At 72.5% G+C, this 22,358-nt stretch carries 20 protein-coding genes; 11 read left to right on the forward strand and 9 right to left on the reverse strand.

Annotated elements, in window-relative coordinates; genetic code table 11:
• Window positions 1-98: 98 nt before the first annotated feature.
• Window positions 99-1,088 carry a UDP-glucose 4-epimerase GalE gene (galE, locus tag AB3M90_RS03605; protein WP_412949978.1) on the forward strand — a complete coding sequence of 330 codons (990 nt, stop codon included), beginning with the start codon at window positions 99-101 and terminating at the stop codon, window positions 1,086-1,088.
• A 4-nt stretch (window positions 1,089-1,092) separates the two neighbouring features.
• Here the strand turns inward: galE and AB3M90_RS03610 are convergent, their stop codons facing one another.
• Together AB3M90_RS03610 and AB3M90_RS03615 are read right to left on the reverse strand one after the other, a co-directional pair.
• Window positions 1,093-2,391, reverse strand: a complete 1,299-nt coding sequence (locus AB3M90_RS03610) for an O-antigen ligase family protein (RefSeq protein WP_412949980.1) — start codon at window positions 2,389-2,391, stop codon at window positions 1,093-1,095.
• On the reverse strand, window positions 2,388-3,803 hold the full coding sequence (locus AB3M90_RS03615) for an O-antigen ligase family protein (RefSeq protein ID WP_412949982.1): 1,416 nt from the start codon (window positions 3,801-3,803) through the stop codon (window positions 2,388-2,390). The genes AB3M90_RS03610 and AB3M90_RS03615 overlap by 4 nt, the downstream gene beginning before the upstream one ends.
• A 68-nt stretch (window positions 3,804-3,871) precedes the next feature.
• Between AB3M90_RS03615 and manA the strand changes: the two genes are divergently transcribed.
• The 4 genes from manA (at window position 3,872) to AB3M90_RS03635 (ending at window position 9,908) form a co-directional block, all read left to right on the forward strand.
• Entirely contained in the window at window positions 3,872-5,029 is a 1,158-nt protein-coding gene (manA, locus tag AB3M90_RS03620; RefSeq protein WP_412949984.1) for a mannose-6-phosphate isomerase, class I, read from the forward strand.
• A 109-nt stretch (window positions 5,030-5,138) separates the two neighbouring features.
• A complete protein-coding gene (locus AB3M90_RS03625; RefSeq protein ID WP_412949986.1) occupies window positions 5,139-5,456 on the forward strand; it encodes a WhiB family transcriptional regulator in 318 nt (105 codons plus the stop codon).
• Window positions 5,457-5,556: 100 nt separating this feature from the next.
• The gene (locus tag AB3M90_RS03630; protein ID WP_412949987.1) at window positions 5,557-8,526 is read left to right on the forward strand and encodes a glycosyltransferase; all 2,970 of its coding nucleotides are present in this window, start codon (window positions 5,557-5,559) and stop codon (window positions 8,524-8,526) included.
• Window positions 8,523-9,908 (forward strand): DUF5719 family protein, encoded by a 1,386-nt coding sequence (locus tag AB3M90_RS03635; RefSeq protein WP_412949988.1) that lies wholly within the window; start codon window positions 8,523-8,525, stop codon window positions 9,906-9,908. Before AB3M90_RS03630 ends, AB3M90_RS03635 begins: the two co-directional genes overlap by 4 nt.
• A 7-nt stretch (window positions 9,909-9,915) precedes the next feature.
• On the opposite strand, the gene AB3M90_RS03640 is transcribed toward AB3M90_RS03635, so the two are convergent.
• Window positions 9,916-10,344, reverse strand: a complete 429-nt coding sequence (locus AB3M90_RS03640) for a hypothetical protein (protein WP_412949990.1) — start codon at window positions 10,342-10,344, stop codon at window positions 9,916-9,918.
• Window positions 10,345-10,421: 77 nt separating this feature from the next.
• Here AB3M90_RS03640 and AB3M90_RS03645 point away from each other — a divergent pair, with 77 nt between their 5' ends.
• The 5 genes from AB3M90_RS03645 to ahcY all read left to right on the forward strand — a co-directional run bounded on the left by AB3M90_RS03645 (window position 10,422) and on the right by ahcY (window position 15,103).
• Window positions 10,422-10,628, forward strand: a complete 207-nt coding sequence (locus AB3M90_RS03645; RefSeq protein ID WP_412949992.1) for a DUF3499 family protein — start codon at window positions 10,422-10,424, stop codon at window positions 10,626-10,628.
• A gap of 100 nt (window positions 10,629-10,728) precedes the next feature.
• Complete coding sequence (locus AB3M90_RS03650) at window positions 10,729-11,655, forward strand: efflux RND transporter periplasmic adaptor subunit (protein ID WP_412949993.1); 927 nt, start codon at window positions 10,729-10,731, stop codon at window positions 11,653-11,655.
• Window positions 11,652-12,404 carry an ABC transporter ATP-binding protein gene (locus tag AB3M90_RS03655; protein ID WP_412949995.1) on the forward strand — a complete coding sequence of 251 codons (753 nt, stop codon included), beginning with the start codon at window positions 11,652-11,654 and terminating at the stop codon, window positions 12,402-12,404. The genes AB3M90_RS03650 and AB3M90_RS03655 overlap by 4 nt, the downstream gene beginning before the upstream one ends.
• The gene (locus AB3M90_RS03660; RefSeq protein WP_412949997.1) at window positions 12,401-13,615 is read left to right on the forward strand and encodes an ABC transporter permease; all 1,215 of its coding nucleotides are present in this window, start codon (window positions 12,401-12,403) and stop codon (window positions 13,613-13,615) included. Before AB3M90_RS03655 ends, AB3M90_RS03660 begins: the two co-directional genes overlap by 4 nt.
• Before the next feature lie 42 nt (window positions 13,616-13,657).
• On the forward strand, window positions 13,658-15,103 hold the full coding sequence (gene ahcY / locus AB3M90_RS03665) for an adenosylhomocysteinase (RefSeq protein ID WP_412949998.1): 1,446 nt from the start codon (window positions 13,658-13,660) through the stop codon (window positions 15,101-15,103).
• Between the two features lie 4 nt (window positions 15,104-15,107).
• On the opposite strand, the gene AB3M90_RS03670 is transcribed toward ahcY, so the two are convergent.
• The gene (locus tag AB3M90_RS03670) at window positions 15,108-15,917 is read right to left on the reverse strand and encodes an RDD family protein (RefSeq protein WP_412949999.1); all 810 of its coding nucleotides are present in this window, start codon (window positions 15,915-15,917) and stop codon (window positions 15,108-15,110) included.
• 16 nt (window positions 15,918-15,933) lie between these two features.
• On the opposite strand from AB3M90_RS03670, the gene AB3M90_RS03675 reads away from it, so the two are divergent.
• Window positions 15,934-16,926 carry a stage II sporulation protein M gene (locus AB3M90_RS03675; protein ID WP_412951209.1) on the forward strand — a complete coding sequence of 331 codons (993 nt, stop codon included), beginning with the start codon at window positions 15,934-15,936 and terminating at the stop codon, window positions 16,924-16,926.
• A 10-nt stretch (window positions 16,927-16,936) separates the two neighbouring features.
• On the opposite strand, the gene AB3M90_RS03680 is transcribed toward AB3M90_RS03675, so the two are convergent.
• From AB3M90_RS03680 to AB3M90_RS03700, 5 genes are read right to left on the reverse strand one after another with little or no spacing between them, the layout of a single operon-like run.
• Entirely contained in the window at window positions 16,937-18,244 is a 1,308-nt protein-coding gene (locus AB3M90_RS03680) for a DUF58 domain-containing protein (RefSeq protein ID WP_412950001.1), read from the reverse strand.
• Window positions 18,245-19,168, reverse strand: coding sequence for an AAA family ATPase (locus AB3M90_RS03685; RefSeq protein WP_412951210.1), 924 nt, complete (start codon window positions 19,166-19,168; stop codon window positions 18,245-18,247). It lies immediately after the preceding gene.
• A 37-nt stretch (window positions 19,169-19,205) separates the two neighbouring features.
• Window positions 19,206-20,438, reverse strand: coding sequence for a DUF4350 domain-containing protein (locus AB3M90_RS03690; RefSeq protein WP_412950003.1), 1,233 nt, complete (start codon window positions 20,436-20,438; stop codon window positions 19,206-19,208).
• A complete protein-coding gene (locus AB3M90_RS03695; protein ID WP_412950005.1) occupies window positions 20,435-21,076 on the reverse strand; it encodes a DUF4129 domain-containing protein in 642 nt (213 codons plus the stop codon). Before AB3M90_RS03695 ends, AB3M90_RS03690 begins: the two co-directional genes overlap by 4 nt.
• On the reverse strand, window positions 21,073-22,356 hold the full coding sequence (locus tag AB3M90_RS03700; RefSeq protein ID WP_412950006.1) for a glycerophosphoryl diester phosphodiesterase membrane domain-containing protein: 1,284 nt from the start codon (window positions 22,354-22,356) through the stop codon (window positions 21,073-21,075). Before AB3M90_RS03700 ends, AB3M90_RS03695 begins: the two co-directional genes overlap by 4 nt.
• Window positions 22,357-22,358 lie beyond the last annotated feature (2 nt).

The following is a 22,358-nucleotide window of genomic DNA, read 5'->3' on the forward strand; positions in this document are numbered from 1 at the left end:
CGACGCGACGAGCAGAGATCAGCCTACCGTCCGCCGGCTTCGGATTCGCGGAGAGCGGCCTCCCTGCGCGGCGGACGGCGCTGGCTAGACTGTGGGCGATGAAGGTATTGATCACCGGCGGCGCCGGCTACATCGGGTCCACTGTCGCGACGGCGTGCATCGAAGCCGGCATCGAGGTCGTCATCCTCGACGACCTCTCCAAGGGACTGCGGGCGTTCGGCGAGAACCGCAACCTCTACGTCGGCGACATCGCCGACGGAGAGGTCCTCGACCGTCTGCTCGCCGAGCATCCCGACATCGACGCGGTCGTGCACTGCGCGGCGCGCATCGTCGTCCCCGAATCCGTCGCCGATCCGCTGGGGTACTACCAGGTGAACGTCGGCAAGACGATCGTGCTCCTGCAGCGGCTCCGCGAAGCCGGCATCCCGCGGGTCGTCTTCAGCTCGTCGGCCTCGGTCTACGCGGGGGAGAGCGGGGACGGCGTCGACGAGAGCGGCGCGCTCGCGCCCGCCAGCCCGTACGCCACCACGAAGGCCATGGTCGAGCAGATCCTGAAGGATGCCGCGACGGCCGGCGACTTCCGTGCCATCGCGCTGCGGTACTTCAACCCGATCGGGGCCGACCCGCAGCTGCGGACGGGCCTGCAGAACCCGACGCCCTCGCACGCCCTGGGCAAGATCATGCAGGCGCATGTTGCCGGCGAGCCGTTCCCGATCACGGGGACCGACTGGGCGACGCGCGACGGGTCGGGGCTGCGCGACTACATCCACGTCTGGGACCTCGCGCTCGCGCACGTCGCCGCGGTGCAGCGGTTCGACGAGGTCGCGTCCGACGACGATCCGTATCGCGTGATCAACCTGGGCACCGGCGACGGGGTCACGGTCCGCGAGCTCGTGGCCGCATTCGAGCGCGTGACGGGCGAGCCGCTCGCCGTCGTCGAGACCGACCGGCGCCCGGGCGACCAGGCCGGGGCCTTCGCGATCGTCGACCTCGCCGCCGAAGCGCTCGGCTGGCGGGCGCAGCGCTCGGTCGACGACGGAGTGCGCGACGCCCTCGCGTGGTCCGAGAAGCTGCGCTCGCTGACCTGACGGGTCACGCCTGCGGGCGGAGGGTCGGGATCGCGCCCGTCTGAGCGGCATCGATGTTCTCCCGCCACGAGCGCGTCTGTCCGGCGCGCAGCGCGCACAGCACGAGCATGAACCACCCGGCGCCGACGAGCGTGAAGCTCTCGAACATCGAGTCGACCGCGAGGGTGACCAGGATGATCGGCGTCCAGGCGTAGACGACCGACCGGCGCACGCTCGCGACCAGCCAGGAGCGGATGAGGGCCACGCCGCCGAGCAGCAGGAACAGCACCAGCCCGGCGGCGCCGAGCTGCAGCAGGACGTCGAAGAATGCGTTCAACGCGCTCTGATGACGGTCGCCGAGTTGGAAGTTGATGTAGGTGAAGGGGTACTCGCCGCGCGCCCAGTCGCCGAACCAGCCCCACCCCTGGATCGGCTTGAGCGACACGAAATCGAGGATGGTGTTCCACAGCGACGCGCGCACCGAGAAGTCGGAGCCCGCGTCGAGCAGGGCGATGATCTGGTGGCGCAGGGCGAACGCGACGGCGAGCGCGAGGGCGACGAGGATGCCCAGCGCCCACTGCACCATGTTCCGCCGTGCGGGAGCCGTGTGCCGGACGATCGTGAGCGCCGCCGTCACGACTCCGACGGCCAGGGCGAGCACCAGCACCGTCGGGGAGGACGACAGGAAGGCGAGGGAGCCGGCGAGCGCGACCGAGCCGACGGCGAGCGGCGGGTGCACCGACTGCGTGCGCCATTCGATCACGAAGGTGATCAGGGCGATGACGGCGATGAAGCCGAGCATGTTGCGGCTGCCGAAGAGCCCCTGGACCGGCCCGCCCAGGGCGAGGTCGCCCTCGATCCCGAGGAACACGAACGGCGTGTCGAGCAGGATGCCCGAGAGGATCTCGAGTCCGAGCGACACGGCCAGCAGCACCCGCAGCGTGTCGCCGAGGGCCCGCACGGTCTGCAGGGTGTCGCGGATGTGGCCGATGGTCAGTGCCAGGAAGGCGAAGCCGAACAGCGAGAGCCAGCCGAAGACGGTGTCGGAGCGGTCGGTGGTCCACACGAGGCTGACCAGCGCCCAGCAGAGGAAGGCGAAGAGCGACGAGGGGGCGATGCGCAGCGGCGAGAGCTCCTCGCGGCGCACCCAGAGGATGGCGGCGCCCAGCAGGCACAGCGACGCGATGATCGTGGCCAGGGTGACGGCCGAGGTCATGCGCTCGATGGCGAACGAGCCGAAGACGGCCGTCAGCGCCGCGAGCGTGAAGGCGCGAGCCATCTCGACGGAGCCGAGCAGGCGCACGACCGGGCGGACCGGGGTCACGGCACCCGCCGCTGGCGCGCGCCGCGCTCGAAGAGGAGCTCGCGCTCGCCCATGCCCACCAGGGGCACCGACTTGAGCTTGAACGACAGCAGCACCGCCAGGAGCCACCCCCACAGCATGATGGGCGTCGATTCGGAGAGGCCCTGCACGAGCAGCACGACGGTGAAGAGGCTCGGAAGGAGCGTCAGCGGCGAGAAGGGACGCCCCGCCTCGAGGTCCCACCGGGGCCGGTCCACGGCGAAGAACCAGGAGCGCCACAGCAGACTGCCGTAGGCCACCGCCATGACGACGACCCCGAGGGCCCCCAGCTGGAGGAGCACGTCGAGCCACATGTTGTGCGCGTGGAACACGGTGATCCCGTGGTCGACGATCCAGCCGTCGAACGCGGGATCGCTCGGCACCCACGGGCTGGAGAACCCGTTGCCGAAGAGCGGATGCCGCGCCGCGCGCTCGAGCACCGCGCCCCAGATCAGGTCGGAGCGGCCGGTGAGATCGGAGTCGCGGCCGAGAAGGGCGAGCAGGGGCCCGCGGAGCGCCCAGACGGCGAGGACCGCGACGATCGTGCCGCCGATCGCGACGGTGTAGATCCGGGTGCGGGCGCCGGGGGTCGCCGCCCGTCGCATCAGCAGGGCGACGAGGAGGGTCACGGCGGCCGCCGCGGCGCAGACCAGCGCGGTCGCCGATGCGGTGCGGACCAGGAAGTAGAGCGCAAGCAGCGACCACAGCGCGAGCGTCGTGCGCCACCGCGACCGCGCCGCGAACAGGACGCCGAAGGTGATGAGCGCGAAGAGCGAGACGATCGCCAGGAGGTTGGCGTTGCCGACGATGCCCTGGATGCGGCCTCCGTCGAACAGATTGTCGCGCACCCAGTACCACTGCGGGTCGAGCTTGCCGTCGGGGAACGTCTGGAAGTTCGGCAGGAGCGGCCCGTGCACGACGAGCGACACCCAGAGCTCCAGGGCGAGCGAGAGGCCGAGGATCCACTTGAAGGCGGATGACAGCGCGCGGACGATCTCGTGCCACGTGAGCACGTGCGCGATGAACAGCCCGTTCACGACGATTGCCGCGAGGAGCACACCGGTGAGGACCGTCGATCCCCGCCACTGCGACCAGGCGACGGAGACCAGAGCCAGGGCGGTGTACCCGAGCGCCGCCCACGGCAGACGTCGCCACCGGAACGGCTGCGGGCGGTTGCGCGCGAGCATCGGAACGCCGATCGCCAGGGTCGAGAGCGTGAGCACGGCGAGCACGACGCCCGCTCCGAGCATGCCGAGCAGGTTGTACACCGCGGAGTGCGCGAAGGTGGCGAACAGCACGAGGATGACGTAGGCGCGCAACAGCAGGTGCCCTGTCGACTCGCGTTCCGGGGCGGTGGGTCGGGCCGCCACGGGATGCCTGGTGTACTGAGCCATCGCGATCAGGCTACCGCGCCCGGCCCCGGTCGTCCCTGAGCAATCCCGGCCGGCTCTACGCTGGTGGCATGCTGCTCCCGCTCACCAATGCGCCCCGCGACTACGCCTGGGGATCCGACTCGCTGCTCGCCGAACTGGAAGGACGGACGCCGTCCGGTTCGCCGGAGGCGGAGGTGTGGTTCGGCGACCATCCGGGCGACCCCGCCGACGTCGAGGGCGGCGGCACGCTCGACCAGATCACCGGCGGCTCGCTGCCGTACTTGCTCAAGCTCCTCGCGGCCGGGCAGCCGCTGTCGATCCAGGTCCACCCCACGATCGCGCAGGCGCGCGAGGGATGGGCGCGTGAGAGCGGCCTCGCCGCCGACGATTCCCAGCGCAACTATCGCGACGACAACCACAAGCCGGAGCTCATCGTCGCCCTGAGCGACACGTTCGAGTCGCTCAGCGGCCTGCGTCCGGTGCCGGCGACGCTCGAGCTGCTCGACGGTCTCGGCGACAGTGCGGGTGTCGTCGCGCTCCGCCATCGGCTGCGCGCCGACGGCGACGCGCTCCGCGACGTCATCGCGTGGCTCCTCGGCGGCACCGCGCAGGCCGAGGTCGACGACGTCATCGCCGCGGTCGAGGCGGCAGCGGGCGCCTCGACGGACGGGCAGTGGGCGACCACGCTGCGCGCGATCTCCGGTGTCGCGGCGACCTATCCCGGCGATCCGGGCGTGGTCGTGGCGCTGCTGATGAACCACGTGGTGCTGCGTCGCGGCGAAGGCGTGTTCCTGCGCGCGGGACTGCTGCACGCCTACCTCTCCGGCCTCGGCGTCGAGATCATGGCGGCCAGCGACAACGTGCTGCGCGGCGGACTCACGCCCAAGCGGATCGACGTGCCCGAGCTGCTGGCGATCCTCGACACGACCACCGGCGAGGTGCCGGTGCTGCGGCCGGCGACCGACGGAGCCGTCACGCCCTACCCCGTGCCGGTGCCGGACTTCGCGCTCGATCGGATCGTGCTCGACGGGGAGCCGGTCGCCGTCGACGTGGAGGGGCCGACGATGGTGCTCGCCACGGCGGGCGAGGTCACGGTCGCAGCGGCATCCGGTGACGAGCGCCGGGTCGCCGTCGGAACCGCCGTGTTCATGACGCCCGAGGAGGAGTCGGTGACGCTGACCGGACGCGGCGAGGCGTTCGTCGCCGCGCCGGGTCGCGACACGCCGAAGGGCCGTCAAGAACTTTAAAGAGACGCTTGAGGGTTTACGATCCGCGACTTGACCGGAGCGAATGACACGGGTGTAATTAGTGAGAGCACGGCCCGCCGGGGGGCGGATACACAGGGTGGAGATCGAGATGACGGGATACCGTTCCGACGTTCCGGAGAACTGGTTCGTCGATCCGATCAACCTCGGAGTGCCGGGGGTTCGGAAGCCGGAGGCCGACGACGACAACGCGCTCGCCTGGCAGAGCGACGCGCTCTGCTCGCAGACCGATCCCGAGGCGTTCTTCCCCGAGAAGGGCGGTTCGACGCGCGATGCGAAGCGCATCTGCACGAGCTGCGACGTGCGCAGCGAGTGCCTCGAGTACGCCCTCGCCAACGACGAGCGCTTCGGCATCTGGGGCGGCCTCTCCGAACGCGAGCGCCGCAAGCTCAAGCGCCGCGCGAGCTGATCTCCGCCCGCGACGCGGAGAGACGGTCGGCACCCGCTTCGCGGGCGCGCCGCGTCGGCTGCCTCGGCGACGATCACCGCGCGCATAGGCTGACGACGTCATGCCAGCCCGAGTTCACGCCATCATCGTCGCGCGCCCCGGATCGTCTGCTCGCGCCCAGCTCCTCCGCACTCTCGACGCGGTCCGGGCCCAGACCGCACCCCCGGCGGCGGTCACCCTGGTGGTGTGCGGCGACGCGACCTCGGTGCGCGACAGCGAGATCGTCGCCGGCACGGTGGAGGGCATCATCGAGGCGCGCGCGTCGACCTCGTTCGCCGAGGCGGTCGAGCTCGCGCGACCCCGTCTGCTCGACGGAGCGGCCGTCTGGCTGCTGGCTCAGGACACCGCGCCTCATCCGCGCGCGCTGGAGCGGCTGAGCGGGACGCTGGAGAGGTCGCCGTCCGCGGCGATCGTGGCGCCCAAGCTCGTGGCGACCGACGACGAGCGCGAGATCGTCTCGCTCGGCGTGAGCATGACCACCCTGGGGCGCTCGGTCGAGCTGGCCGCCGGAGAGCTCGACCAGGGTCAGCACGACGGGATGGACGACGCGCTCGGCTCCGACGTCCGCGGCATCCTCATCCGCGCCGAGGTGCGCGACGCCCTTCGCCCCGATCCCGCCCTCGCCGGCGCCGACGAAGGACTCGATCTCGGCGTGCGCGCCCGTCTCGCCGGCGGGCGGGTGGTCCTGGCGCCCGCGGCGCGGGTCTCGGTCAGCCCCGACGGTCCCGCGGCGCTTCCCGTCGGAGGCTCGCGGCGCGCCTACGTCCGGCGGCTCGCGCAGCTGCACCGCCGGCTCGCCTACGCCCCGGCTCCCGTCGTCCCGCTGCACTGGCTCGCCCTGCTTCCCCTGGCGCTCTGGCGATCCATCACCGATCTCATCGCCAAGCGCCCCGGCTCCGTGATCCCGGAGTGGGCGGCCGCCCTCACGGCGATGGTGCGCATCGGCGCGATCGGACGCTCCCGCTCGCGCATCCGGGCCTTCCGCTCGTCGACATGGGCCGGCATCGCCCCCCTCCGGGTCACGTCGTCGCAGATGCGCCGCCGACTCGACGACGGGCACGGCAGCGAGGGTGGCGCCGTCAGTGAGCTGCACTTCTTCTCGGGCGGCGGCGGCTGGGCCGTGCTCACCGCACTCGTCGTGAGCGTCGCCTCGTTCACGACGGTGCTCGCCTGGCCGGCGATCGGCGGCGGGGCCCTGCTCCCTCTGCGCCAGACCGTCACGGGGCTGTGGGCGGATGCCGCGTGGGGCCTGCGCGGCGTCGGCGTCGATCTGGTGGGACCCGCCGATCCGTTCGCCGCCGTGATCGCCGTGCTCGGCACGCTGTGGCCCGCCGGCCCCTCCTTCGCCCTGGTGCTGCTCTGGATCCTCGCCCTTCCCCTCGCGGTGCTCGGCGGCTGGTTCGCCGCCACGCGCGTGACCGACCGCTCCGGTCTGCGGGTGTTCGCGGGCGCGGCCTGGGCGGTGGCGCCGACCTTCCTGACCGCCCTGGTCGACGGCCGACCCGCTGCCGTGCTGGCGCATCTGCTCCTGCCCTGGCTCTTCCACTCCGCCGTGGTGGCGCATCGATCCTGGGGCGCGGCGGGCGCGGCATCCCTGCTCTTCGCCGCCGTCCTCGCGTGCTCCCCGTCCCTGGCTCCCGCGCTCCTGCTGCTCCTGGTCGTCGCGATCGGCCTGGCGCTCGGCACCGGAAGGCTCCGGGGCGCCGGCCGCCTGCTGTGGCTTCCGCTGCCCGCGGCGGCGATGTTCGCACCTCTGGTCGGGTGGCAGCTCGCGCACGGCACGCTGCTCGGCGTGCTGGGCGACCCGGGAGCCGTCTGGAACGGACCGCAGGCCGGGGCCGACGCAGCGGGCCGCCTCGCCATCGCCTTCGGCTTCCCCACCACCGACCTCGGCGGCTGGACCGCGGTGGCCCCCGGCGGGCTCGGCGCCTGGGCGCCGCTGCTCTGCGCCCCGCTGGCACTGCTCGCGCTCGCCGCGGCCGTCGCACCGCGGTGGCGGGCGGGGATTATGCTCCTCGTCGTCACCTCGGCGGGGCTCGCGACCGCCTTCCTCGCCGTGGGCATCACGGTGAGCTTCACGCAGGGCACCCCGGTGGCGATCTGGCCCGGTGCCGGCCTGAGCCTCGCCTGGATCGGAGCGGTCGGAGCGGCACTCGTCACGCTCGACACCGCGCTGACACGCGCCGGGCTCCGCCTGTTCGCCACCGCGGTGGCCGCCCTCGCCCTCGTCGCGTCGGCGGTGCCGGCCCTCACCGCCGCACACACCGGGCGCGCCGTCCTGACCGACGGGCCCGTATCGACGCTGCCCGCGTACGTCGCGGCGCAGGCGGCGGGTGATCGGCCGCTCGCCACGCTCGTGCTCACGCCGCAGAACGACGGCGGTCTCGCGGTCGACGTGGCGTGGGGCGCGAGCGAGACCCTCGGCTCGCAGTCGACCATGATGACGACCGCGGTCGAGCCGCAGGGATTCGACATCTCGTCGCTGGCGGTCGACACGCTCTCGGCCCGCGACTTCGACGCGCCGGCCGAGCTCGCCGCACGCGGAATCAGCTACGTCCTGCTCGCGCACCCCTCCGACGGGGAAGGGGACAAGGCGCGCGACCTGAGGACGCGGGCGATCGCGGCGATCGACCAGCGCCCCGGCTTCGTGCACGCCGGCTCCACCGATCGCGGCACCCTCTGGCGGCTCGACGTCGACGCCGCCCCGCCGTCGGCCCTGACGCAGGCGCAACAGGCCGAGGCGCGCCTGGCGATCACCCTGCAGCTGATCGTCGTCTTCGCCGCGCTGCTGCTGTCGATCCCCACGCGCGCCTCCCGGCGTGCGGCCCGTGCGCAGTCGCGGATCGTCGGACGCACCCCCGAAGAGCCCCTGGTGCTGCCGCGGCGTGCCGACGAGGAGGCTGCGGATGCCCCGGTGACGGAGGTCACCGTCCCCACGGTGGCCACCGGAGAGAACGACGACGGGATCTCGGACGATCCGATGGTCGGCGTGGAGCCCGCGCCCGACCCGACCGAGGAGGAGGACCGATGAGCGGCAACCGCGCCTTCCGTGTCGCCGCGACCGGCGCCCGCCTCATCACCGGCGCCGCCGTGGCGGTCGCCTGCGTGGTCGGTGTGACGGTGGCCGTCCACGCGCCGTGGCCGGTCGTCCGGCACGATCCCGCCCGGGTCGAGGTCACCCCGCTGCCCGGCGACAGCGTGCTCGTGTGCAACGGCGACCTCCGCGCGCTCGGCCGCAACACCTCCGCCCCGTCGGAGATGCGCCCCGCCGCGACTCCCGATCTCACCTCGGCGGCCACGTCGGGAACACCGACGACCGAGGTCCTCGAGGTCGCCGATCTGCCCGATGCCGGAGACGTCCGCGTGCTCACGGGGGAGGCGGACGGACGCACGGCTCCGATCATCGCGGCCGCCGAGTCGGTCACGGTCGCCGAGGCCGACATCGCCGGCTTCGCCGCGCTGCCGTGCGGAGAGCCGCGCCTGGAGTCGTGGCTGGTCGGCGGCGACGTCGGAACCGGGGCGGAGGACGTCATCGTGCTGACCAACGCCGGGGACGTCCCGGCGACGGTCGCGCTCTCGGTCTACGGCACCGTGCCCGGGGCGCGGACCGTCGTCGTGCCCGCGCGCACGCAGGTCGGCCTTCCGCTCGCGTCGATCGCCGCCGGCAATGAGGCGCCGGTCGTCGAGGTCAGCGCCGTCGGGGCGCCCGTGCGGGCGGTTCTGCAGTCGTCGCTCACGCGCGTGCTCGACCCCGTCGGCATCGATCTGCAGGATGCGGTCGCCGGTGCCCAGGAGAACCTCGTGATCACCGGCGTGCAGGCGTTCCCGGTGGAGGGCGACGAAGCCGACGCGACGGTGCTGCGTCTGCTCTCGCCGGATGCGGACTCGCTCGCCGACGTCACCGTCACGGCGGTCGGCGCACGGGGGGCGACGACGGAGCTGACGGTTCCGCTGACCGCCGACATCCCGGCCGAGGTCTCGCTCAGCGGGCTCGAACCGGGGTCGTACACGGTGGAGATCACCGCCGAGACCCCGGTCGTCGCCGCCGTCCGCCAGCAGGACGGTGCAGGCCCGGAGTCGGACTTCGCGTGGGTGACGCCTGCGCCGGAGATCGACACCGACGTCCTCGTGGCCGTGCCGTCGGGTCCGGCGTCCCGGCTGGAGATCGCGAACACATCGGATGACGACGCCGTCGTCTCGGTCGAGCCCGCTGACGGCGGTGGCCAGCCCGCCGAGATCGAGGTGCCGGCGGGGGAGACCCGGTCGGTCGACGTCGCGCGCGACACCGCCTATCGGCTGCGGACGTCGGCGACCGTGCACGTCGCGGTCGCGATGACCGCACCCGGAGCCATGGCCGTGCTGCCGGTGCGGCCCGGGGCCGCTGCGGAACAGGCCGTCACCGTCTACCCCTGACCGCCTGCTAGTGGTCGTGTCCGAGATCCCAGGGCTCGCGCTCCACGTACTCGGCAGCGGCGCGGAACACCGCGCTCTCGATGGCCATGCGCCGATGCGCCGCGTCGTCATGACCGGGCGGGAGCAGCCGCTCGATGGGAAGGCGGAACAGCACGATGCGACGCGCATCGCGATCGAGGTGCCAGCGGGGCACCTCGTCGGCGGCGTCGAAACCCGGTATCGCGCCGATCTCGAATCGCACGTCCTGCAGCTCCGGCCAGGTGCCGCGGAGGAACTCCACCGCCGTGCCGACCGCCAGGTCGAAGCGGTCGAGGCGTCCGTCGAGCGGGGCGAGCGGCGGGCGGACGACCTCGCTCCGCCCGAGCCGTCCGTGTCGACCGTGCCGCGCTCCGCGCCGAGGGGCGGCGGCAGCGCGGGCGGTGCGACGTCGAGGCATGACGAAAGTCTAGGCGGTGCGGGTGCGCGCGGCGCGGCATCCGTCGACCCTCCGGATGGCGTCCTACGCTGACGGTGATGGACGGACGACTCTGCTCGAAGGTCGGCTGCGCGCGCGAGGCCGTGGCGACGCTCACGTACGACTACCGCGACCAGATGGCGGCTCTGGGCCCGCTCGGCGCACCGAACGATCCGCAGGCGCACGACCTGTGCTCCCCGCACGCGGATCGGATGTCGGTGCCGGCGGGATGGATCGTGGTGCGGCACGAGGCGCTTCGCGCCTGACGTCCTGCCGACACGCGGTGCGGATCGTCCCGGCCGTCGAGCGTCCTCCTGGGTAGCCTGTCCGGGGGCCTGCCAGGGCGGCACGTCCGGAAAGGCCGTCGTGATCGTCTGGCGTCGCTGGATCTTCCCTCTCCTTCTCGTGGTGGTGCTCGGCGCGTGCGCGGCGGCGCTCGTGCGGATCGCCTTCTTCCCGGATCGGGTCGAGAGCATCGTGACCCCGGAGGCGGGGATCACCGACCCGGTCGTCGCCGTCGAGCGCGGCTCGGTCACGAACTCGCTGAGCCTCAGCGGCACCATCGCCCGCGACGAGGCCTTCCCCGTGCGCAGCGAGCTGAACGGCACGGTGCTGGCGGTCCACGTCGGCGACGGCGCCACGGTCGCAGCGGGACAGAAGCTCTTCACGGTGCGGCAGGAAGAGCCGCGCCGAGACATCGACGTCGTCGCGCCGGAGGCGGGAGACGTGTCGGAGATCGCCCTCGTCAAGGGGCAGACGACGTCGGTCGGCGCGGAGTCCTACACACTGACGCCGGCGCGCTACCACCTGCTCGCGACGGTCGAGCCCGTGCAGCTCTACCGGCTGGTCGATGCCCCGACCGAGGGCACGGTCACCATCGCCGGCGGCCCCGCGCCGTTCGCCTGCACCGGGGTGCGCGTGCAGGTGAGCGCCGAGGGGACGGCGAGCGTCCGCTGCGCGATCCCCTCAGACCAGACGGTGTTCGCCGGTCTTCCCGCTACGATGGATCTCTCACTCGGGCAGGTCGACGACGCCCTCGTGATCCCGGTGACCGCCGTCCAGGGAGGCGCGGGGACGGGCAACGTCTGGGTCGACGCCGGTGACGGCTCCGAGCCCGAGGAGCGCGCCGTGACGCTGGGGGTCAACGACGGCGTCATGGTCGAGGTCACCGAGGGGCTGGCCGAAGGAGACAGCATCCGTCAGTTCGTTCCGGGCTTCGTCGCCCCGGTCGAGGAGTTCTGCTACGAGGTCTCGCCCGGCGTCGAGCAGTGCGACAGCGGGATGAGCTGGTGACCCTCGTCGCTCTCGAGAACGTCGCCAAGAGCGTCCTGCTCCCCGACGACTCGACCCTCGACATCCTGCGCCGCGTCGACCTCGAGGTCGACGCGGGCGACCATGTCTCCATCGTCGGTCGCTCCGGCTCCGGCAAGTCGACCCTCCTCAACATCCTCGGGATGCTGGACGCACCGACATCCGGTTCGGTGTCGTTCGAGGGCCGCGAGGTGCGCCGGATGCGGTCCGGACGGCTCGACCGTCTCCGCGGTGAGAACGTGGGATTCGTCTTCCAGCAGTTCAACCTCCTGCCGGGGCGGACGGCCATCGACAACGTCATGATGCCGCTCGGACACGCCAGAGGGCGCCTGTTCTGGGACCGACGCCGGATCGCCGCCGACATGCTCGAGCGCGTGGGCCTCGGCCATCGCGTCGAGCAGGTCGCCGATCGGCTGTCGGGCGGCGAGCAGCAGCGCGTCGCCATCGCCCGCGCCCTGGTGCGCAGGCCCGTCCTGATCCTCGCCGACGAGCCGACGGGCGCCCTCGACATCGACACCGGGGCGTCGGTGATGGCCCTTCTCGACGAGGTGGCGACCGAGACGGATGCCGCGCTGGTGACCATCACGCATGACCTGCACGTCGCGGCCCGAGCCCGCCGCCACTACCGCCTCGAGGCCGGCGTGCTCGAGACCGCCGACCTGACGCGGGCGTTCGCCGCCTCGACGCTCGCGGCGCCGGTGCCCTCCCGCATGAACGGCCCCGCGGCATGACCGGGTTCCTCGGCGCCCTGTCGGACGCCTGGGCCGAGATCCGCGTGCACAAGCTCCGCGTGCTGCTGAGCCTCATCGGCATCGCCGTGTCGGTGGGCGCCCTGACCGCCGTCGTGGCGATCTCGGAGTATCAGCGGCAGTACCAGGCGGAGCAGTCCGACCGCTGGGGAGGGCGCGCCGCGACCATCGTCGTCGCCGTCAGCGACGACGACGGGGCCGCGGTCGACATGGACGCCGTCGACGAGCGCTTCGCGCGCGTGGCGGAGCGCTTCGACTTCAGCCACACCGCCCGCATCGCGCAGGGGATGACCGTGCGGGTGCAGCTGCCCGACGGGGTCACCGACGTCCCCGCTCGCCTCATCGACCCCCTGTACTCCGTGATCCATCGGGAGCAGCTGTTGCAGGGGCGCTGGCTGCGCGACACCGACGTCGAGGCGCTCGCGCCGCCGGCGGTGATCTCGGAGGCCCTGTGGGACCGCATCGGACGCGTGCCGCTGGCGCAGCATCCGACCATCCGGCTCACCGGAGACGGTGGCGGCACCTACCAGGTGGTCGGCGTCGTGCCCCGTCAGGGAATGGGCGACGAGGAGCTGCGCATCGACCTTCTCTATGACGCCTACCGGTCGCGCGTGGACGGTCTGCCCGAGGGCGCCTGGTCGCAGTGGGAGATCTGGGTCGGTCAGGACCAGGCCGACGCCATCGGTCCCGTGCTGGCGATGGACCTGCGCGCCGGACTTCCCGAGGGGCAGACCGTCTCGGTCAGCAGGTCGGACTGGGCCGCGCAGCCCGGCGCGATGGACGCGCAGGCGACCTTCGAGATGGTCACCGGCGGGATCGCCGCCGTGATCCTCGCCCTCGGCGCGCTGAGCCTCATCAACATCCAGCTCGTGGCGATGCGGCAGCGCGTGCGCGAGATCGGTGTCCGTCGGGCGTTCGGGGCGAGCTCGGGTCGGGTGTTCTTCACCGTCTTCCTCGAGAGCCTCGTCGCGACCACGGTCGCGGGTGTCATCGGCATCGCGATCGTCGTGGCGGTGCTGCGCTCCGACTGGCTCGTGACGTCGATGTTCGTCGGGATGCAGGACGTTCCCCCGTTCCCGATGCGAGCGGCGCTCGTGGGGCTCGTCGCCTCGGTCGTCGTCGGGGCCGTGTCGGGGTTCATCCCCGCGCTCGTGGCGCTGCGGGTGAAGGTCATCGACGCGATCCGCTTCTGACGCCGACGCGGGCGGAGGCGGTCGGAGTGGGATGATGTCGGCATGCCTGAGCTCGAATACCGCATCGCCGATCCGTCCCGCGCCGAAGCCGGCCGCCACCAGCTGCGCCTGGCCGAGAACGAGATGCCCGGCCTCATGGCGCTGCGGGCGGAGTTCGCCGAGGCCCAGCCGCTGCGGGGCGCCCGCATCGCCGGCTCGTTGCACATGACCGTGCAGACGGCGGTGCTGATCGAGACGCTGGTCGCTCTGGGAGCTCAGGTCCGGTGGGCGAGCTGCAACATCTTCTCGACGCAGGACGAGGCGGCCGCTGCCGTCGTCGTCGGGCCGGGCGGCTCGGTCGACGCGCCCGCCGGCGTTCCGGTGTTCGCGTGGAAGGGCGAGACGCTCGAGGAGTACTGGGACTGCACGGAGCGCATCTTCGACTGGACCGCCGAGGGCTTCGACGGACCGAACCTGATCCTCGACGACGGAGGCGACGCGACGCTGCTCGTGCACAAGGGCGTCGAGTTCGAGAGGGCCGGTGCCGTCCCCGCGCCGAGCGGCGACGTCTCGCACGAGTACGCCGTCGTCCTCGATCTGCTGAGCCGGTCGCTCGTCGACTCTCCCGATCGGTGGACCAGGATCGCCGCCGGGCTCATCGGGGTCACCGAAGAGACCACGACCGGCGTGCACCGCCTCTACGAGCTCGCCGCGGCGGGCGGTCTTCTCTTCCCCGCGATCAACGTCAACGACTCGGTCACCAAGAGCAAGTTCGACAACAAGTACGGCATCCGGCATTCGCTCCCCGATGGGCTGAACCGGGCCACGGACGTGCTCATCGGGGGCAAGGTGGCCTTCGTCTGCGGCTACGGCGACGTCGGCAAGGGGGCAGCGGAAGCGCTCCGCGGACAGGGCGCGCGGGTGATCGTGAGCGAGGTCGACCCGATCTGCGCGCTGCAGGCGGCGATGGACGGCTTCCAGGTCGCGAGACTGATCGATGTGGCCGGAGAGGTCGACATCGTGGTCACCGGGACCGGCAACCGCGACGTGGTCACCGCCGACCACCTGCAGGCGCTGAAGCATCTCGCGATCGTCGCCAACGTCGGGCACTTCGACAACGAGATCGACATGGCGGGGCTCGAATCGCTCGAGGGCGCCGAGAGGATCGAGATCAAGCCGCAGGTGCACGAATGGCGGATGCCGAGCGGTCGGAGCGTGCTGGTCCTCAGCGAGGGACGCCTGATGAATCTGGGCAACGCCACCGGGCACCCGTCGTTCGTCATGAGCGCCTCGTTCACCAATCAGGTCCTGGCCCAGATCGCGCTCTTCACCGATGCCGCGTCGTATCCGATCGGCGTCCACACCCTGCCCAAGGCGCTCGACGAGAAGGTGGCGCGGCTGCACCTCGACGCACTCGGCGTCCGGCTGACCGAGCTGAGCGACGCGCAGGCGGCCTACATCGGAGTGCCCGTGAACGGCCCGTACAAGCTCGACCACTACCGCTACTGAGCGGTCAGACGCCCACCCGTCGTCCGCTGAGCATCTCCGCCCGCCGATCGGCGTTCTCGAGCGCGCGGCGCTCGCGCTCCCGGCGCAGCACCGTGATCCCGACGAGCGCGGCCTCGGGCGACGCCGGAGGCATCGGCGAGACGAACGGAGCGGCCTCGATGAGCAGGTCGTGCGCGACCCGCGCCCGTGCGACCGGCATCATGCGGGGGGAGCTCTGGAGGAACTGCGAGATCCGCCGCGCGAGCCGGTCGGGCAGCCGGGCGACGTCGGCGACCTGCGCCCAGCCCTGCAGGACGGGCGGGAGCTGCGGGGCGACCGGTACGAGCCGAGGGGTGCGGACCCGCTGGCTGTAGGTGCCGGCCACGAGATCGCCGAGCCGCTGCGATCGCGAGGTGAGGGCGCCGGTGATCACGGCCAGGCCGCCGACGGTCGCGTAGATCTCCAGCACGCCGAGGAGCGCGCGGATGAAGGCGTGCCGGAAGCCGGCGGCCCCTCCGTCGACGCGCACGATGCGCCCGCCGACCGCCAGCTTGCCGAGGCTGCGCCCCTTGAGCGCGACCTCGACGGTGATCGGGAGCACCACGAAGCTGACCACGAGAGCCGCCACCGTCGCGATGCGGTCGGTCGCGTCGTCGAGCACGCCGGCGTCGAGGAGCCAGATGCGCAGGAACAGCCACAGGGCGAACACGACGAACCCGAGCAGCATGTCGATGAGCGCGCCGAGCGCGCGGAGGAGGAAGCCGACCGGCTGCACGTCGATGGCGACGGCCTCTCCGGACAGCACCTCGTCGGACGCGTCGAGCGGGACGGACATGAGTACAGTAAATCAGGTGGATGCCGATGCGCTCTCTGACGCCCGCCGCGCGGAGTGGGAGCGGCTGGACGAGCTCAGCCGCGCCCGACTCGACGGGGCCGGCGTCGACGAGCTCATCGTCCGCTATCGTGCTGCATCGGCCGACCTCGCCGAGCTGAAGACCTCGGTCGGCGACTCACCCCAGGGGGCGTACCTGTCGACCATCCTGGTTCGCGCCCGGCTGCGTCTCACCGGCGCGTCGGACAGCATCCTGACCCAGACCTCGCGCTTCTTCGGGAGTCAGCTGCCCGCCGCGCTGTACCGGCTGCGGTGGACGACGCTCGTCATCGCCGCCACCTTCGTCGCGGTCGCCGTCGGGACGGCGGCCTGGATCGCGAGCGATCCCGCCCTCGTCGCGACGCTCGGCCCCCCGGATGCCCTCGAGCAGTACGCCGACGAGCAGTTCACCGGCTACTACACCGAGAACCCGGCCGCCGTGTTCATGGGGATGGTGTGGACCAACAACGCCTGGATCGCGATGCAGTGCGTGCTGTTCGGCGTGACCGGCGTCTGGCCTCTCGCCGTGCTCGTCCAGAACGCGATGGGGCTCGGCGTCTCCGGTGCCGTGATGGCGGTGCACGGCGGCGCCGACGTCATGGTGCTGTACATCCTCCCGCACGGCATGCTCGAGCTGACCTGCATCTTCGTCGCAGCGGCCGCCGGTCTGCACGTCTTCTGGGCATGGGTGGCGCCCGGCGCGCGTTCCCGCGGCGAGGCGCTCGCCCAGGAGGGGCGGTCGCTCGCGACGGTGGCGCTCGGTCTCGTGTTCGCCCTGTTCCTCGCAGGTCTGGTCGAGGGTTTCGTCACGGGGTGGTCGCTGCCGTGGCCGGTGAAGATCGGCATCGGCGCAGCCGCGCTCGCCGTCTTCCTCATCTACATGATCGTGATCGGCGGGCGCGCCCATCGACGCGGCGACACGGGCGATCTTGTGGAGTTCGAGGCCGGCACCCCGCGACTCGTCGCAGGGTGAGCGTTCGTCGTCACAGCCGGCCGGCCGCCTTCAGCTCGAGATAGCGGTCGGCGATGCGCGGCGGCAGCGATTCGGGGTCCGCGGCGATCGCCTCGCCACCGGCCCGGCGGATTGCGTCGGCGACGTTCTCCGCGTCGCGAAGCGTGCGCTCGGCCGCGGCGGCCAGGTACACCTCTTCGCGCGACCCTCGGCCGCGGGCGAGTGCGGCGATGCCGTCGTCGGTCACGGAGCCGACCAGGACGGTCGTCGCGCGGGAGGCGGCGGGGAACGCGCCGAGGAACGACCTCGCCGACTCCGCCGCGTCCTGCGCGGTCAGCACGACGATCAGGGACGGCCGGGTGGTGAGGGTGCGCACCGAGGCGAAGGCACCGTGCCAGTCGGTGTCGACGAGTCGCGCGTGCACCGGGGCCATGGCGTCGGTCATCGCCGGGAGGAGGGCCGCGCCGTCGACGCCCGTGACCCGGCCGCGGACGACGCGGTCGTAGAGCAGCAGGTGCACGTGGTCGCCGGCGCGCGACGCGAGCGCGGCGAGCAGCAGTGACGCCTCCAGCGCCGCATCGACGCGGGTGCCGTCACCCACGCGCGCCGCGGCGGTGCGCCCGGTGTCGATGAGGATCACGACGTGGCGATCCCGCTCGGGCCGCCATGTGCGCAGCATGGTGGTCCCGGCGCGCGCCGTCGCGCGCCAGTCGATGGAGCGCACGTCGTCGCCGCGCACGTACTCGCGCAGCGAGTCGAACTCCGTCCCCTGACCTCGCACCTGGATGCTCGTGTTGCCGTCGAGCTCGCGCAACCGCGCCAGCCGGGACGGCAGGTGCTTGCGCGAGGAGAAGGCGGGAAGCACCCGGATGGCTCCACGCACGGAGTGACGCGCCTGGCGACCGGCGAGTCCGAGCGGTCCGCGCGACCGCACCATCACGAAGTCGCTGACGAGCTCTCCGCGCCGACGCGGCCGCAGCGGCACGCTCGCCCGCGCGCGCTCGCCCGGGGCGACGGCGAGGTGCGGGCGGGTCGATGGCGCCCCGGCGGTCGGCTGCCAGGCGTCGCGGATCACGGCGTGCAGCATCCGCTCTCCGGTGTTGTGCAGCGCGACGCTCGCGACGACGGGCTCGCCGATGCGCGTGCGAGCCGGCAGCCGGCGCGTCACCGCGACCCGGCGCGGGTCGGCGGCGAGGGCGACGTCGATCCCCGTCAGCAGCAGGCACAGCACGATCCAGCCGCCGAGGAACAGGGAGGCCGGATACCCCGCGAGGCCGGCGGCGACGAGCGGGATCACGCCGACGGCGAGGGCGAGGGCGAGGCGGCCGGTGACGAACACCTAGATCGGCACCCGGGTCTGCTGGACCACCGAGGCGAGCACGGCATCCGCCGACACCCCCTCCATCTGCGCGTCGGGGCGCAGCTGGAGCCGGTGACGCCAGACCGGCACCAGCATCGTCTGGACGTGATCGGGGGTGACGGCCGACGAGGAGTTCAGCCACGCCCAGGCCTTCGCGGCGGCGAGGAGGCCGGTCGATGCGCGCGGGCTCGCTCCCAGTTCGACCGACGGCGACTCGCGCGTGGCCCTGGCGAGGTCGACCACGTAGCCCAGCACGTCGTCGGTGACCTCCACGCGGCCCGCGGCGTCCTGCGCGGCGAGGATCTCGTCGGCGGTGACGACGGCGGCGAGTCCGGTGAGCTGCCGCGGCGAGAACCCCTCCGCGTGCCGGCGGAGCACGGCGACCTCGGCGTCGCGTTCGGGCATTCCCACGACGAGCTTCATCAGGAAGCGGTCGAGCTGCGCCTCCGGGAGCGAGTAGGTCCCCTCGTGCTCGATGGGGTTCTGCGTCGCGGCGACGAGGAACGGATCGGGCAGCGGCCGGCTGACGCCGTCGGCGGAGATCTGTCGCTCCTCCATGGCTTCCAGCAGGGCGGCCTGCGTCTTGGGCGGCGTGCGGTTGATCTCGTCGGCGAGCAGGATGTGGGTGAACACGGGGCCCTCGCGGAAGTCGAACTCGCCGGTCCGCGCGTCGTACACGAGCGAACCGGTGACGTCGCCGGGCATCAGGTCGGGCGTGAACTGCACGCGCTTGGTGTCGAGCCCGAGCGCGCGGGCGAACGAGCGCACGACGAGGGTCTTCGCGACCCCGGGCACGCCCTCGAGCAGCACGTGTCCGCGGGCGAGCAGCGCCACCAGCAGGCCGGTGACGGTGCCGGCCTGTCCGACGACGGCCTTGTCGACCTCGATGCGCACGCGGTGCATCGCCTGACGCAGGGCGGTGTCGTCGACGGGAGGATGGTCAGCGGTCACGAGGTTCCCTCGGCTTCTGTGCGGTGGATGGTCGGGTGGAACGGGCGGAACGGGTGGTCTCGGAGTCGACGGCGTCTTCGAGCTCGTCGAGTCGCCGTGCGAGCTCGATCAGCTCTCGGTCATCGGCGGGCGGCGGGCCGTCGAGCAGCGACTGGAGCGTACCGCGCGGGATCCGGAGGCGATCGGATGCCGCGTCGGCGACCTCGTCGACCGCGGCGTGCACAGCGAGCCCGAGCCGCCGCGCCAGTCGCCGACGCGCGCCGTCGCGCAGAGCGGACGCGGCGTGGGGCGCGTCGGCAGCCCTCGCGGTGAGTCGCGCGCGCCCGTGCATGGTCTCCGAGGCGCGGACCGTCACCGGGAGCGTCTCGGCGACGAGCGGTCCGAAGCGCTGCCCGCGCCAGATCGCGGCGGCGATCCCGGCGGCGAGGAGCAGGAGGATGGCCGGCGTCACCCACGCCGGGGTGAGGCTGCCCAGGGCGTCCTGCGGGGCCTGGCCCTCGATATCGGAGTCGTCGAACGACGGGACGTACCAGACGACCCGCTCGGTCTGGCCGAGCAGGGCCAGCGCGAGCGCGGCGTTGCCGTTCTCGGCGAGGTAGGCGTTGCTGAACAGCTTCGTCGCCTCGACGACCACGCGGCGCCGGTCGTCGCGATCGTCGACGAGCACGGCCCCGGCGTCGGCGTCGCCGAAGCACGCCGTGACCCCGTCGGCGGGCGAGAACATCCGGTCGGGACGGATCGTGCCCACCTCGGCGAACTCCGGGACGGGGCAGTCGGCGGCGGCCGACGTCGTGCTCCCGGAGGCGTTCTCGCCGATGTCGAGCTGGTCCAGCAGATGCGTGCCGGTGGAGAGGACCACGATCCGCGATGCCGGGCGGATGAGGTCGGCGAGCCCGTCGTCCGTCAGCGTGAAGGGGTTGGTCATGACGAGAGTGGTGTCGTCGTCGATCGCCGCCCGTGCGTCGATCCGGGAGCGCGAGACGGTCACCTCCACTCCGCGGTCGCGGAGGATCTCGGCGACGGCGAGGGCGCCCGTGTCGTCGCGGCCCTCGGGGTCGAGCGTGCCGCCTGCGGCGGGAGAGGTGGCGCTCACGCCGATCGACACCGCCGCGACGACGAGGACGAGCAGGACGATCGCACCCCACCCGAGGGCCGACCGCAGTCGCCGTCGCGGCATCTCGGTGGCGGAGACCGCGTCGTCGGCGGTGGCGTGCACGGTCACGCCGGCACCGCCTCGAGGCGCCGGGCCCGCAGCCGATCATCCGTCGCCGCGAGCTCGTGGTAGCGATGCTCGTCCGCCGGGTGCCGGAGATAGCGGACGTCGTCGAACGACGTCGCAGCGGCCCGCAGGGCGACCCCCTCGTCGGGGAACGCCGCGCTCGCCTCCCGCGCGATCGACTGCGCCGTGGCACCGGGCGCCGGGGCGATCAGGTCTCGCTCGAGGAGCCCGCGGGCGAGGGCGCGGTAGCGGAGAACGACCGCCGCGTCCCAGTCGCCGTCGCGCGCGCTCCGCTCGGCGTCGGCCCTGAGCTGGGCGGCGCTGCGGTCATCGGTGGCGCCGAGGAGGTCGACGCTCGATCGCCGTCGTGCGCGCGAGGCGCGCGGGCGGCCCCAGACGATGAGTGCCGTGATGAGGGCTCCGACGACGATCACGCTCACGATGATCAGTGCCGACGGGCCGACGCCGGCTCCGTTCTGCGAACTGAAGAGATCGGCGATGAAGCGCCCGATGTCGCGGGCGACGAGGTCGAACCAGGTGGGCGTGGCATCCGCATAGCGCGGCTCGGCGAGTTCCTCCTCGGCCCAGCGTCTCGCCTCGTCGCCGTCGGGGACCCAGACCTCGTCGAGACGCGCGATCATGCCGACCCGTCGCCGCTGCCCGGAGCCGCCCAGCCGCCGCCGGGCGGCGTCCACGGCCCGTCGGTCGGGGGCGGCGCGACAGTCGGACCGGCATGCGGAGGCGGAGGGGGCGGGGGAGCGAAGACCGCGGGGGCGACGGGCGCCCCGATGGGAACGCCCGGGGCCGGGGCGGTCATCAGGTGCTCGGGCAGCTGGCGAGGGGGAGGGGCGCTCGAGACCGCGCGCGACGGGTCGACGGCGAACGGGTCGCCGAGCTGATCGTCCGACCACCCGAGCTCGCGGCGCTCCACGTGCGCGATCAGCGTCTGATCGAGTCCCTCGTACCGCATCCGGCAGTCGAGATAGACCAGCGCGGCTCCGGTGCTCTGCACGACGAGGGTGATGGCCTGCAGGACCAGCACCAGCACCTGCGGGGCCAGGAGCGTGACGACGAACGCGATGACGGCACCGGGCTCGACCGCGCCGGTGGGGGCGACCACCGATCCGAGGAGCGAGCTCAGCATCGCGACGGGCAGGCTGACCACCTGCATCGCGAGGCCCATGATCGCGCTGATGAGGAAGGCCACGCCGAAGGCCACCCAGAAGCGTCCGCGGGTCAGCCGCCACGAGCGGACGAGGGCGTCGCGCAGCCGTGCCCGCTCGAGCACGAGGATCGACGGGACGAGCATGAGCTTCGTGCTGAGCCAGATGCTCAGCGGAATGAACGCCGCGGCGACCAGGAGCACCACGAGCACGATCAGCCCGACCATCTCGACGGTCCCCCCCAGGCCGCCCGCGATGAACGCGCCGATGATCAGCGCGACGACCGTGAACACGCCGAAGACGGCGATGACCGCGAGCGACGCGAATCCGGCCAGACGCCAGAAGGCGGGCGCCATCCTCCGCCACAGCATCCGCAGGCTCGCCTTCACGCCGACCGACGCGAAGCCGATCTCGGCCGCGACGACGCCCTGCATCATGGCGGTGAACGCGATCGACGCGAGCCCGAGGAGGATGCCGGCGATGGCGTTGATCGCGATCGTCCCGGCGAGCACGGCCTCGAAATCCGGAGAGGCGGGCGAGACGGTCGACAGTCGCGAGAACGTGGTGAACAGGACCACGCCCATGATGCCGGCGGTCGCGATCACGACGACGAGCTGGATGACGACGGCGAACCCGAACAGCACCTTCGGATTGTGCCGCAGGGCGGCGAACGCCTTGCCCAGCAGCATGCCGAACGTCAGCGGATGCAGCGGGATGACGCCCTTCTTCGGGGCAGGGGTCCACGTCTGGCCGGTCACAG

This window comes from Microbacterium martis (assembly GCF_047246685.1).
In the GTDB taxonomy this organism is placed as follows: domain Bacteria; phylum Actinomycetota; class Actinomycetes; order Actinomycetales; family Microbacteriaceae; genus Microbacterium.